Origin of the sequence: Pseudidiomarina marina (genome assembly GCF_044807045.1) — a bacterium.
Taxonomy (GTDB): domain Bacteria; phylum Pseudomonadota; class Gammaproteobacteria; order Enterobacterales; family Alteromonadaceae; genus Pseudidiomarina; species Pseudidiomarina marina.
Map to the genome: position 1 here is coordinate 2,333,617 of NZ_CP085233.1, position 14,202 is coordinate 2,347,818.

General features: G+C 43.7%; 11 protein-coding genes. All 11 read right to left on the bottom strand.

Features of this window, described 5'->3' with window-relative positions; genetic code table 11:
- Positions 1-44: 44 nt before the first annotated feature.
- On the bottom strand, positions 45-1,526 hold the full coding sequence (gene pgi / locus LG272_RS11090) for a glucose-6-phosphate isomerase (RefSeq protein ID WP_404408597.1): 1,482 nt from the start codon (positions 1,524-1,526) through the stop codon (positions 45-47).
- Between the two features lie 16 nt (positions 1,527-1,542).
- A complete protein-coding gene (locus LG272_RS11095; protein ID WP_404408599.1) occupies positions 1,543-4,272 on the bottom strand; it encodes an SLBB domain-containing protein in 2,730 nt (909 codons plus the stop codon).
- A 31-nt stretch (positions 4,273-4,303) separates the two neighbouring features.
- Entirely contained in the window at positions 4,304-5,371 is a 1,068-nt protein-coding gene (wecA, locus tag LG272_RS11100) for a UDP-N-acetylglucosamine--undecaprenyl-phosphate N-acetylglucosaminephosphotransferase (RefSeq protein WP_404408601.1), read from the bottom strand.
- A 149-nt stretch (positions 5,372-5,520) separates the two neighbouring features.
- Positions 5,521-6,735 carry a glycosyltransferase family 4 protein gene (locus LG272_RS11105; RefSeq protein ID WP_404408603.1) on the bottom strand — a complete coding sequence of 405 codons (1,215 nt, stop codon included), beginning with the start codon at positions 6,733-6,735 and terminating at the stop codon, positions 5,521-5,523.
- Between the two features lie 8 nt (positions 6,736-6,743).
- Positions 6,744-7,898: a non-hydrolyzing UDP-N-acetylglucosamine 2-epimerase gene (gene wecB / locus LG272_RS11110; protein ID WP_404408605.1), complete on the bottom strand. Its 1,155-nt coding sequence runs from the start codon at positions 7,896-7,898 to the stop codon at positions 6,744-6,746.
- A 14-nt stretch (positions 7,899-7,912) separates the two neighbouring features.
- Positions 7,913-9,085 (bottom strand): NAD-dependent epimerase/dehydratase family protein, encoded by a 1,173-nt coding sequence (locus tag LG272_RS11115; protein ID WP_404408607.1) that lies wholly within the window; start codon positions 9,083-9,085, stop codon positions 7,913-7,915.
- Positions 9,086-9,088: 3 nt separating this feature from the next.
- Positions 9,089-10,123, bottom strand: a complete 1,035-nt coding sequence (locus tag LG272_RS11120) for a polysaccharide biosynthesis protein (RefSeq protein ID WP_404408609.1) — start codon at positions 10,121-10,123, stop codon at positions 9,089-9,091.
- A gap of 67 nt (positions 10,124-10,190) precedes the next feature.
- Positions 10,191-11,312, bottom strand: a complete 1,122-nt coding sequence (locus tag LG272_RS11125; protein ID WP_404409985.1) for a hypothetical protein — start codon at positions 11,310-11,312, stop codon at positions 10,191-10,193.
- Positions 11,309-12,085, bottom strand: a complete 777-nt coding sequence (locus LG272_RS11130) for a glycosyltransferase family 2 protein (protein WP_404408611.1) — start codon at positions 12,083-12,085, stop codon at positions 11,309-11,311. Before LG272_RS11130 ends, LG272_RS11125 begins: the two co-directional genes overlap by 4 nt.
- The gene (locus LG272_RS11135; RefSeq protein ID WP_404408613.1) at positions 12,085-13,002 is read right to left on the bottom strand and encodes a Wzz/FepE/Etk N-terminal domain-containing protein; all 918 of its coding nucleotides are present in this window, start codon (positions 13,000-13,002) and stop codon (positions 12,085-12,087) included. The genes LG272_RS11130 and LG272_RS11135 overlap by 1 nt, the downstream gene beginning before the upstream one ends.
- 26 nt (positions 13,003-13,028) lie before the next feature.
- Positions 13,029-14,195 (bottom strand): nucleotide sugar dehydrogenase, encoded by a 1,167-nt coding sequence (locus LG272_RS11140; protein ID WP_404408615.1) that lies wholly within the window; start codon positions 14,193-14,195, stop codon positions 13,029-13,031.
- Positions 14,196-14,202 lie beyond the last annotated feature (7 nt).

Below are 14,202 nucleotides of genomic sequence, written 5' to 3' on the forward strand. Positions count from 1 at the left end.
CTGAACAACACGAATCAGCGCCTGTCTTCCGATGATATCAACGGCTATTGACCTTTTATCTTTGTAAATCGTAAAAGAATACCATCTGTTGATTCATCAAATAATGATTCAACCTCGTCATCCAATACGCTTAAAATTTCAACTGCTAGCTTTTTACCCTTTTCGACTCCCGGCTGATCAAAACTATTCAAGTTCCAAATCACCCCTTGAGTAAACACTTTATGCTCATATGCAGCTATCAATGCACCAAAACTTTGCGGCGTAAGCTCATCCACAAACAATAAATTCGACGGGTGGTTACCAATATAATGGTTACGCGCTTCACCGTTTTCAGCACCAAACCACATGAGGCGTCGGTGCGCTAAGCAATTCGCCACAGCGAGGCGCTGCTGTTCTGCTAGGCCTTCTTGAACAGCCGGTTCAAAGTCAGGCGCGGCACGTTTTAATACTGCCACGAAGTCAGCGCAGAACTTGTCATAACCTTGGTGTAAGTGCTGGAAGAATGCGTGTTGACCATTGGGTCCAAAACCACCCCAAATAATGGGTCCGGTTGGGTAATCAATGGCGTTGCCTTCAAAGTCGCATTGCTTGCCATTACTTTCCATGTCGAGCTGTTGTAGGTAGCTCGGTAAGTAACGCAAACGGCCATCGTATGGCAAAACAGCAAGGTTATTAATCTCGCGTACTTCACGGTTATAAACGCCCAGAAGTGCCATTTGCAGTGGAATGTTTTGCTCGAGCGGTGCGTTGGCAAAATGATCGTCCATCGCTTTGGCGCCTTCAAGCATCCGCCCAAATTGATTAGAACCAATCGTGAGCGCAATGGGTAAACCAATGGCTGACCACAGCGAGAAACGACCACCAACTGATTCAGCAAAACTCAGTTGCTGTGCTGGTGGAATGCCAAAGTCGGTCATAGCTTGATTGTTTGCTGAAACGCCAATCACATGTCGGCTGAGCCACTGCTCTTGCGTGAGCGTTGGTTCAATCCACTTTCTCACGGTATCGACATTGGCCAAGGTATCAATCGTACCGAAGCTTTTTGATGCAATGATGAATAGGGTGGTTTCAGGATCAACAATTGGCAGCACCGCGTAAAGCTGGCCGCCGTCCATTGAACTTACGAAGTGCACGCTTAAGTGGTGAAGACTGTTGTCGTCAGCAAATTCTTTCAGCGCAAAGCTACCCATCATTGGCCCTAAGTCAGACCCACCGACACCGATGTTCACCACATCTTTAATCGGTTTACCGGTAGCGCCCAGCCACTTTCCAGCACGTAGTTCACGTACGATAGTACAGAATCGGTTTTTACCGTTACCGGCTCTGACAACGTTGTGGATTGAGCGATTTAAACAATGGCTGACATGTCTGTCTTCCGTAGCATTATAGAATTCGCCACGAAGAAGTTGAGTGCGTAACTTATCGAAATTTTCTGGTAAACGCTTCGCAGCAAAGTCACGCAAGGCGTCGATATCGACGCCTTGGTAAGTGGTATCTAAGTTCAGAAAATCACTTTCTATAATCATTGTTCATCCATGTTCACTAGATAGCGGTCAGTGCGGCCAACGCGACGCCAATCTGATACAGAATCTGCGTTGCATCACGCCATAGTTCCATATTGTTGGTGTACTCGGTATCCAACGGAACCACAATGGTATCGCCTGGTTCTAGGCGATTATTCGACGCTAGACTAAACCAGCCACCAAGCTCAACCGTCTCAACGGAACCGTTGGCTTTAACGATAAAGATACGTTCTTCGTCGGCTTTCTTACGCGTACCGCCGGCACGACGCAGATAGTCTTCAACGTTCAAACTACCGTCATAAAGGAAAGAACTGGCTAGCTGTACTTCGCCAATCACATTAACAGTATTGCGCTGTGCTGGAATCACCAAGCGATCGCCGTCTTTCAATTGAATGTCGGCATTCATGCTGCCACTCATCACGTGCGGTAAATCAATGACTAGGCGGCCTACCGGCTCCACTTCCATCAAGTCTTTCAGAAGCTGGCGAGTTTGAGAATAACTCATATTGCTTTGATTGTTCCCAGTAATGCTATTTGTTGCCACCTCATGCTGAAGTTCGCGAGCCAATGCCTGCATACGTTGTCGTTCAAGTTCTTTCAGCTCTTCACGCGTGAAAATAGCACCGCGCGGGAATGCATATTCAGTTAAACCACCGGCACGCTCAATCAAAGCCGTTAAAGTTTCCCCACGGCGAATTGTATATTTACCTGGAAATTTAACTTCGCCTTCAAGTATTACTTCTAACGTGTTCTGCCAATCTGGAATCGCAAATACGTTCAAGCTATCACGTCCCTTCACTGGCACGTTTTGCTTACCCATTAATGCATCGAACAAGTTAAAACTTAAATAATCCGTAACGGTTTCATCGCCCTTCACTTGCGTTCGCGTAATTTCCGCGCGCGCTAAATAGGCTGACTCTTTTAAACCACCGGCCGCTGCGACAAGGTCTGATGCATCAGCTTTTTCGACTAAGGGATATACGCCAGGGTATTTCACTTCGCCGGATACGTACACCAAAGGTAAATTACCACTTTCGCTAAATTGGTGACGGAGCTTAGTGAGTATCGGCTCTAGCAAATTATTACGCGAATATTCTGCATATTCTTCAATTTTTGCATTCGCAATATCGCTATCCATATTACTCTGCGTAAATAATCCCTGCAGCTCGACTTGCGTTTCAGAGCGCTGAGACTCTTCTTCTTCTGCAAGCTCCCGCTTTTGTTCTGCTACCAAACCACGCAGATAATTCTGACGGTAATCTTTCAGCAATTGTTTGCGCTCTTTGCGTTGCTTTTCGGTTTCGCTAACAATCCAATCCGTTAGCTGCAAATCTTGCAGCTTTTTATCTTCATAGCGCGAGAAAATAACCAATTGGTCGTGCGCTTCGAGTTGTTTGTTGTGTTCCGCGTCGCCTTCAACCGCTGCCGCCACATCAAATTGATGCAACTCGATATTGCCGCGATTATCACGCTCGCGAACGATCAGCCCATAACCTAAATCGGCGTAGCTCAGTAAGCTGGTTTTGATGTTCGTAATAACGTCTGACACTTTCATGCCAGGGTTAAATTCATAGTAACCAGGGCGGGCAACCGCACCCACTAACATGATTGAATCGACAATTTCGTTCGATACTTGTGGCACTTCAACCACGTCGCCGTTGCCCACGTTAAGGGTTTTCGCATTGGCGAGATCTACGGTACTGACCAAACGACGACCATCGCGAACGCGTTCAATGCGCGTTGCTTTTTTATAAGCGGTTGGTAACACACCACCCGCAAGCTCAAGTACTTCCGCTAAGCTATCTTCATTTTTTAATTCGTAAATTGCTGGACGAACTACTTCACCTTGAACGGTTACCATGTCGCCACGCGATGGAATAAATACCATATCGCCTGATTGCAATAGACGGTCGTTGCCCATGTTGCCATGAATGAGAAAATCGTAGAGGTCGAGCGTCGCAATGGTTTCGCCATCACGTTTTAGCTGCACATTACGTAGCGAGGCGATATCTGAAACACCACCGCTGACAAACAACGCTTGAGTAATGGTGGTGAGTGAACTTACCGTATAAGCACCTGGTTTATGTGCTTCACCCATCACAAAAATTTGAATCGAACGCAGTTCGCCCATGCTCACAGCGGCTTGCATACCAATGAGGCGTTGCGATACTTCTTGTTGAACTAGTTCGCGCATTTTGTCGAACGTTAGCCCAGCCACTTGAATAGGGCCGAGATCAGGAACCGTGATTAACCCTTGACGGTCGACTTTTAATTGATGTGATTTAGATTCTTTGCCATATAGCTGTACCGAAATGGTATCGCCTACACCAATAATGTAGTTGCTTGGAACAGGTGCACCCGTCACTTGTGCGAATGTACTCGGCTCACCTGCAAATAGTTTATAACCGAATGGCTTCGGTACGCCTTCTTCTTCGGCGAATTGTGCTCGGATATCTTCTGGAATAACCGGATCGCCATTATCGTCAAATGTCGTTCCCCGCGGGAAAACCGTTTGTGGGTCTTCGTTCGTGCGACTGCCCGTAGAGGTATCTTGAGAATCGAGTAAAGACAGGTCGAAACCATACTGGCGCGCCAGCATTTCTTGCTGAGCTCGCGGAAGCTGCTTGAATTGTTCAATTTGCTGCGGGGTAACGCCGGCAACCTGTGCCTGCGCTGAGTATGAAAATGCAAAAAGGCTAGTCCATAGCATGACCATGGCTAGGCCAGTAATTGAGAGAATGCGGCGCACTACCGTCTCCTTCCTGTATGTTTTACTGCGATTATTTTTCTAGTTGAGCTTCGCTTAATGCGCGGGCTTTGCGTTTTAACATCTTAAACTGACGACAATATACCGCATATGCGCCTAAGAACAAGAGTAATGACGCCCATTCTGGGGTCTGAAGTTGGTTCAATACAACGCCAATTGCCGCCAGTACAATGGCTTGACCGCAAAGAATCATTAATGTTTGACGCGGGCAATACCCTGCACGCATGTAGAAGTGGTGAATATGATCACGATCAGGTGTGGTTGGGTTTACGCCATTCTTAGCACGACGCACCATAATAGTGACCATGTCCATGATAGGAATGGCCACTAACCACAATGAAGTTACTGGGCTGATAATCGCTGTTTCAACACTTGTGAATTGCGATTGTGTGGCTAGAGTAAGTAACCAAACAACGGCCAAACCGACGAACATAGAGCCAGCGTCGCCCATAAACACTTTGCGATAGCGTTTCGAAATTGAGAGGTTGCAGAATAAGAACGGCACCAACGCAAAACCTGCTAATGTCGCAATCAATTGTAATTCAGCATGACCGTTTAGCGCTGCCAGTAAACCGATACCGAAGAAGGAGATAACGCCCATCGAGCCGAGGAGGCCATCGATACCGTCAATCATGTTGTATGCGTTCATTGCCGCCAACACGGCTAGATATGTGAAGACGATACCCGCCATTCCCATATCAACAGTTCCAAATCCAAACAAGTTACCAAGATTTGAAATATATAAGTCACCACCGAAAATAATGACACTTGCTGCGATGAATTGACCAATTAAGCGAAGACGCACACTTAAATCATATTTATCGTCAAGCATTCCGATAAATACCATCATGGCTGCGCTCACAAGAAATAACCGGCTATGTAGTGCGAGCTCTGCTGAAAACAGCATAGCGACCGCAAGCCCACCAAACACCGCGATACCACCAATAAGAGGTACAGAGCCAGTGTGCTGTTTGCGGTTACAAGGTTTGTCCAACAAATCGATCAATACGGCTACAGGATGCATAAGCCGCAGCATTAACGCTGTCGCTGCTAATACGATCAAAATCGGTAAAACGGACATACTTTGGGTCATCTCCAGACGGAATACGTTATTTTTATATCCAAATTAAGCCGAATTTTACACTATTGTTGTTTACAACGCCACGGACAGTAAGCATATTTACATTTGAAGACGTTAACTTTATGTGTACACAAATTGAGCTAATTGTACTATTTATCGCTTGGCATGAGTAATTTAACGAGTATTTGCTGCGCAGCGGCCTCTACTGAGAACTCTTTCGTTAACAATTTGTAACCATTTTCACCAAGTTTTGTTCGTTCGTCTAAACTTGAAAGTAATGTTATTGCATTACTGTAAAGTATTTCGTCGTTGCCATTTATGCTTATATAACCAGCTTTGTTGGCATCAACAACGCTAATTAAATCGTTTCCTTTGTTCACACTACCTAATATTGGCAGCTTATGCTGCATATACCCCAACAGCTTACCAGGGAAATTATGTGACGAATGTTTGTTCGATAGTGAGAACAAACCTATATCGACTTCATCTAGCAGCGCAGCAAATGACTCTTGATCAATAGACGGAAGATAACTGACGTTATCAAGCTGCCATTCTTTAGCAAGTTGGTTAATTAGCTCAACTTCATCGCCTTGCCCTACAAATAAAAAATGCGCTTCGGGTTCGTCTTTTAACGCTCGAGCAAGTCGCATGAGATTCGCCATATCTTGCGCATGACCAATGTTTCCGCCGTAGAAGAAGATGACTTTATTTTGTAGTCCGAGACGCTCTCTTTGTGAAAGATAAGATTGTGGCTTGGTCGGCTCATTAAGCGATGCCCAATTTCTGAGTACTTCAAGTGGAAAGCCATTACCATGAAGTTGATTGAAAAAGTTAATATTCGCCTCAGACATCATCCCTATCATGTCGGCCTGACGATAAGACAACAACTCAAAATACTTGAAATAACGATGTATGACCGAACCTTCGCGGATCATACCTGCATCAATGGTCCATTGCGGAAAAATATCACGTAGCACAAGATAAGCGGGCACTTGGTACAGTCGCTTTAATCGCTTTACTAACCCACCCCAAAATATTGATGGTGAATAATAGACAATTCCGTCAAACCTTTCGGATTTGAATTTGAATTTGAGATTACTCCACGCTCTGTAAGACAATAACGTTTCGGTAATTGCGCGTTTGATTTTCGATGGTGTTTTGACATCACCACTCTGGAAATACCAAACCCGAATACCATCAATGAATTTCTCTTCAAATGAAGACTCTAGTACTGAATTGGGAGTCACAACGGTAACTTCGTTACCAAGTTTCACGAGCTCTAGTGACAGCTCGTGAAACATTTTTGCAGCAACGCGTGTGCTATGAGGCAAATAGTCATCGATTAATAGCAACAATTTAGCCATGCTGTTAACTACCAATCATATCGGCTAAACGAATCCATATTCTTCCAATGCGGTGTGAGTTTGGCGGTTCCTGTAATCAATCGCACCACACGCTCTGAGGTATTTCTGATTTTGTACTCTTCCGGAATTTCACGCTCGGTGCCTGAAAACACATCGCGACTCGCTGTTGCTATGCGAACACCTTCAATGAGAGTGTCTTTGTCGAGGCCTGTCAGCGCGATAGCGCCGGTATCGAGTGCTTCTGGGCGCTCAATGGATCGGCGCAACGTTACTGCAGGGAAATTCAAAATAGATGATTCTTCACTAATGGTACCGCTGTCAGAAATGGCACAGAATGCTTCCATTTGTAGCTTGTTGTAATCAAAGAAACCGAATGGTTTTAAAAAGCGAATATCGCCGCTAATTTTATCTAAACCAAGTTTCTCAAGGCGGTTACGGGTGCGTGGGTGCGTCGAAACCACCACGGGGTAACCATATACTTCATACAGCGCATTAAGTGCTTCGACCACTTTGGCAAGATTCTCTTTGCTGTCTACGTTCTCTTCACGGTGCACGCTAACAATAAAGAACTTACCCGGTTCTAATTCGAGTTGTTTCAAGACATTCGAGTTCTGAATTGAATCGAGTGAGTGTTCGAGCACTTCGCGCATTGGCGAACCTGTTAAATAAATAAAGCGATGCGATAAGCCTTCGCTAATTAAATGACGGCGAGCATGTTCGGTATATACCAAGTTAAAATCGGCAAGATGGTCGACTAATTTGCGGTTGATCTCTTCTGGTACGTTCGCATCGAAGCTACGATTACCTGCTTCCATATGGTAAGTCGGCACTTTCATGCGTTTTGCCATAATGGTCGCTGTGGCGCTGTTGGTATCGCCAAGTACTAACACGGCATCAGGCTTTTCTTCAAGAATCACCTGCTCAGTTTTAATCAATATTTCGCCGAGGCTACGACCTAAGCTTGACGTGTCGACATTGAGAAAGTGATCGGGTTGCCGCACACCGAGTTCTTCAAAGAAAACGTCGTTCAATTCGTAATCATAATTTTGACCGGTGTGAACAATTTTGTGATCGACGACTTGATCAAGTGCGGCCATCACGCGTGACAAACGAATAATTTCTGGGCGCGTTCCCAAAATTGTCATGACTTTTAGTTTTTTCATTCTTTTCAGCTCTTTTATTTTTTCGTTTGTTCGGTGTTATTCATTACAGGGCTAGCATAGGTATCCGGCTTTTCTCTGTCGAATATTTCGTTCGCCCATAACATCACCACCATCTCTTCGTCGCCAATATTGGTAATGTCGTGACTCCAACCAGGCACCGTTTCAACAATTTCAGGGTTCTCACCGTCAGTAAACAACTCATAAAACTCATTGGTCACAACATGTCGGAATTTAAAGCTCGCTTTACCTTTGATTACCAGAAACTTTTCGGTTTTGGTGTGATGATAATGCCCGCCACGGGTGATTCCAGGGTGCGCTGTAAAAAAAGAGAACTGCCCACTATCTGGCGTTTTCAGCATTTCGACAAATACACCGCGTTCATCACCATACTTCGGCACCGTATAAGTGAACTTATCGGTTGGTAAATAGCTCACGTACGTTGAATACAACTTACGTTTAAAATAGGTTCCAACGCGCTCAGTAATCAGCGTTTCGCGGCTGTTCTTGAATGCTTGAATGTGTTTGGCGATGTCACCCACAGTTTTGGTATGCACTGGCCCGGCAAGTTTCAAACCTGATATAGGCACAGGTTTCTTGTTTTTAATCGCGGTGATGGCCTTGAATACTGTTTTCAAAAACGCATCTATCACGTCATCAACGTAAACTAATTGTACCTGCGCTTTTTCATCGTTAATTTGAATGGGTAAATCACGCGCTATGTTATGACAGAATGTCGCTACCATTGAGTTGTAATTCGGTTTGCACCACTTACCAAACACATTAGCTAATCGATAGATATACACTGGGTTTTGCGTTTCGCCATAAAGCTTGCGCAAGATATCTTCAGCGGCCTTTTTACTACGCCCGTACGGGTTGTCGCGCTCTGCTTGTATCGACGAGCTATAAAGAATTGGAATACGACGCTTCTGCTCTTTTGAAACACTACGAACCGCATCAGCCAATGCTTGGGTTAAATCTGCATTGCCTTCTTGAAATTCCTGTTCATGCTGCGGACGGTTCACACCAGCTAAATGAATAATGGCGTCAACGTCTTGCAACATGCTTTCAAGTTCACGGACATGATTTTCGCGCGTGTAACATTTATAGCTCACGTCAGGCATTTCACTTAAATGAACTTGCAAGTTCTTACCGACGAATCCGTTTGCTCCGGTAATTAACAGCTTCATGATTTAACCTTCTGGATGAATGTACTTGCCCGCGGCAAAGGCACGCATAAAATCTAGTTTAAGCAAGAGTTGCTTCATGCCATCAACATCAAGGCGCTCGGTGTTGTGTGAATTGTAATCTTCCAATTCACTAATTTTGCTATCACCTTCTTCAACATACTTGGCGTAGTTCAGGTCACGCAAATCTGGCGGTACACGGTAGTACTGTCCCATATCTTCAGCACAGGCCATCTCTTCGCGAGAAAGCAGCGCTTCGTAGAGTTTTTCGCCGTGACGTGTTCCAATCACTTGAGTTGGATAATCGTCTTTATTAATCAATGACAAAATGGCTTTAGATAGTGTGTCGATGGTTGCTGCTGGTGCTTTTTGAACAAAAATGTCACCGTTTTTACCGTGTTCAAATGCATAGAGTACCAAATCCACTGCATCATCAAGGGTCATCATGAATCGCGTCATTGACGGGTCAGTCATAGTGATAGGTTTACCAGCACGAATTTGGTCTACAAACAACGGAATAACTGAGCCACGTGAAGCCATAACATTACCATAACGGGTACCGCAAATAACGGTTTTGCTTTCATCTACATTACGCGATTTTGCCACCATGACTTTTTCCATCATGGCTTTTGATATGCCCATGGCATTAATTGGATAAACGGCCTTATCGGTGCTTAAACACACCACGCGCTTCACTTGATTTTGAATAGCGGCTTCAAGAACGTTTTCTGTACCGATAACGTTGGTCTTAACAGCTTCCATGGGGTGGAACTCACACGATGGTACTTGCTTTAACGCGGCTGCGTGATAGATAAAATCAACGCCACGTGTTGCGTTCAACACGCTTTGATAGTCACGTACATCACCAATATAAAACTTAAGCTTAGGATTGTTGTACGCTTTACGCATGTCATCTTGTTTTTTCTCGTCGCGGCTGAAGATGCGAATCTCTGCGATGTCTGTATCGAGAAAACGGCGAAGGACGGCATTACCAAAAGAGCCTGTACCGCCTGATATTAATAAGATTTTATCCTTAAACATTATTTTATTCCTAATCACTCGCTTCTGGTAAATTAATGACTATCCGCAACACTTTTTACTCAAATGTCTAAAGCGACACTTTTTTTTGCGTGAGCGCGCCATACAAAAGCAGTAAAAATGAGACGAACATGTAAGCATTCGGACTAAATAACAAACCTTTTGTATTTAGCACTAAACCAAAACCAAACCATGCCAATCCCAACATACTGAATCCAAAAATACTATATGAAAGCGTGGCGAGGAGTATCAAAAAGAGTAATACAATAACCCACCCACCAAAGTTAAACATGATTACCCAACCGATGTCCGAGTATACTTTTTCATTACCATCAAATATATAAACACCCAATCCGTATAACTTGTCCCACATACTGTTGTTGAGTACGACAACATGATTTTCTAACAAAATCATCAAGGTCCGAACTCCCCCGCCGGTGATGAATTCATCGTAAAACCTTGGGAATAAAATACTACCTGCTATCCCTATGGCTATTACGCCAACCGCAACAATCAATACTTTTAAATAATTGGGTATCTTACTAAGAATTAATCCCCCAACGGCTGCGACAATTGTCATGTTTGAATTGACAAGTTGCATCAAAGTCACCGCAGCCGAAAACAAGAATTTTCGTAAAAAGATCAAAGCAACGACCACTGTCATGAATGGACCAGTAAAGTTAATCTCACTGGTGTACCCGAATCCGCGAGTAGAAAGGTTATGCGGTCTTAAATTAACAGAGTCACCATGCCCACTTAGAGAATAAACGGCTACTTTGATGTCTGTGCTGAGAAAAGTGATTAGCCAAAAAATAATCTGTATTGCTATCGCGATTATGAATATATTGCGAAGTTTATTTAAATCCGTACCAACGTAATAATGAATAATCACAAATGCGGGAATAAAACTCATCAAAATTAATGTGATGGCTCGTAACGTGAATGATCCCATCAAATTGCTTGATAATCCGCCGCCGACCACATCAATGAGGACGGTAAATGCAAATAACAGTAAAAAAGCACCAATAACGTGAAAATTATCGGCAATGAAACCCTTAATTAAATGATTATCTCGTATTAACAAAAGTAACCCTAATATCGTCACTGGAAATACAAGATACAAAGCACTACTTAGTAGCGTGACCTTATAGAACGCAATGAAGAGTACTATGGCGAAGCTAATTTTTTTCATCTACCCAAAGTTTTCTTTATATAAGGCACGAGAAAAATCATTGTGACTAAATAGCGTAAACGTCTTGACCAGTGGAGTAGCCTCCAGTTCTTCTTGAGAAACTGAAATTTTGCGACAACTTGCTTTCTGGGATTCGTTGTTACTCGTTCTCCTTCATGAAAAAATACATTCACATGAATATTAGAGATAACGTAAGCATCCGAATAGCATGATGCTCTTAAAAAAATATCCGTGTCCTGGCCAGCTTTCAAACTAGGATCCCAGCCTCCGATTTTTTCAAATAGTTGTCTGGTTATAAGCAAACAAGATGTATTAACGGCTTGCCCGTATCGACGAAATTCCTCGAAAAGCTTTGTTCCAGTTGGTACAACATAATTATTTTTGCCGCTTTCGAAAATCTCATTGTAAGCTAGGAAAATCATGTCGTTATCGATTTCAGAGTCGCTCCGTAACGTATCTATCAACGTATCTAAGTTTTCAGAGTCGATATCGTCGTCATCATCGAAAAACCAAAGCCAGCGACCACTTGCAATCTTAGCTCCGGCATTTCGTGCAAATCCGCCGCCAGAGTTTGACGCTAGTAAATGAAAAGTAACTCGATTTAAAAACTGTTTCTGCAATAGTTCTAGCTTAGATCTTTGATCTGGTCGACTACCATCATCAACAACAATAACTTCACAATCTCGAGCATCAATAAGTGATTGAAAACGATTTAGTAGGTTTTCAAGCATATCCGCGCGATTAAACGTAGGTACAATAACGCTGAGTAACATCAGATTGCCTTCCGTTTCCCTGTATTTAATGCGATAACTACGCCGACAAATCCACCCAATAGTAAGCCTAAAAACGAAATAATAATTCGGTTGGGCTCGCTTGGTCGCTCTGGCACCACCGCAGGATCTATTGTTTGTAGAGCGTACTCAGGCCGCACATCCGCGAGCATGATTGTTTTCAACTGACTTTCCATTAGTTGAAAAAATACTCTTTGCATTTCCGAGTAGGTCACGTTTTTCAGTTCGCTCTCTAAAAACCTAATACTATTTCGAGCTTCTTGGACATCACGTTTGCGCATTTCGCTATTAATGTCTTCAATCAACCATTCAGTCCATTTCTGTGCAATATCTGGAGAAAAGTGTTTTACGGCGATTCGAATTACACCTGTATTTTTATCCGTTTCGATAGTTAACAACTCCGTAAATTCTTTATAAATTCTAGCAGTCGACGGTTGAAACTGGGTACCGCCTTGGGTTTCCACCCATTGCTGAGAATTTGCATCATAGAGCTCGTCGTCATATAAATTTCGTCGACCCTCTTTAACCCATTCGTCGTAAGCGATTAAATCGGGAAGAATCTGCCTATTAGCTGCAAATTCATTAATAAACCGTCTAGATTGTATTATCTCTAGAGCCAGTTGTGTTTTATCTATTCCTTGCTGTCCAACATCCAATCCTGCCAAGGTTGCAATACTTCCAAGTTCACCACCAATCGGCAACATAGACTTATTTGAAGACTCGGAAGGAACCAGCGTAACCTCAGACCGGTAATAATCTGGTAGGCTTAATCCAATAACTAGCATAATAATAAAACCAACTATCGTTGATACGATGATGGTTATTTTTTTCTGCCATAAATCGGCTATCAGCTCGTTGAATTTTATTTCACTTACACCTTTAGTCGTTTCATTGCTCATTTATTTATCGACCTATAATTGTAGTTTTAGTCACTACCAAACAAATCACGCGTATACACTTTATCCGCGACATCGCTAAGCACGTCATGATGGCGATTACTCACAATCACATCGCTCATCCGCTTAAACTCACCTAAGTCACGAATCACACGTGAGTTAAAAAATGATTCTTCTTTTAATACTGGTTCGTACACTACCACTTCAATGCCTTTGGCCTTTAGGCGTTTCATTACGCCCTGCACTGCCGAAGCACGGAAGTTATCTGAGCCTTGCTTCATTACCAAGCGGTATACACCAACAACTTTCGGGCTGCGGCGCAGAATATCTTCGGCAATAAAATCTTTGCGCGTACGGTTAGCATCAACCACCGCACGAATCATATTCTGCGGCACTTCATCGTAGTTTGCCAACAACTGCTTGGTGTCTTTCGGTAAACAGTAACCACCATAGCCGAAACTCGGGTTATTGTAATGGTTACCAATTCGCGGATCTAAGCATACGCCTTCAATCACCTGACGGCTATCTAAGCCATGCACTGCTGAATAGGTGTCTAGCTCATTAAAGTACGCCACGCGCATCGCTAAGAAAGTGTTCGCGAACAATTTAATCGCTTCGGCTTCAGTGGCATCGGTGAACAATACCGGTACATCTTGTTTAATCGCACCCTGCTTCAGCATCGTCGCAAACGTCTCGGCGCGCGGTGAGCGCTCGCCCACAATAATGCGTGATGGGTACAGGTTATCGTATAATGCTTTACCTTCACGCAAAAACTCTGGCGAAAAGATAATATTGTCGGTTTTGAATTTGGCTTTCAGTTCGTTGGTGTAGCCCACCGGAATGGTCGACTTAATCACCATCACCGCTTGCGGATTATGCTTTAGTACGGTTTCAATCACAGCTTCAACCGAACGCGTATTGAAGTAGTTGGTTTGTGCATCGTAATCGGTTGGCGTTGCAATAATCACCCACTCCGCTTCCGCGTATACACTTGGGTCAGTTGTCGCCGTTAAATTCAGTTCTTTTTCGGCTAAAAACGCGCTGATTTCTTTATCTTCAATTGGGCTTTTACCTGCGTTAATCAGGTCAACTTTTTCTTGCACAATATCGAGCGCATGCACTTGGTTGTGCTGCGCTAGTAACACGGCATTTGACAGGCCGACGTATCCGGTGCCGGCGACAACTACTTTTGCCATTTAAATT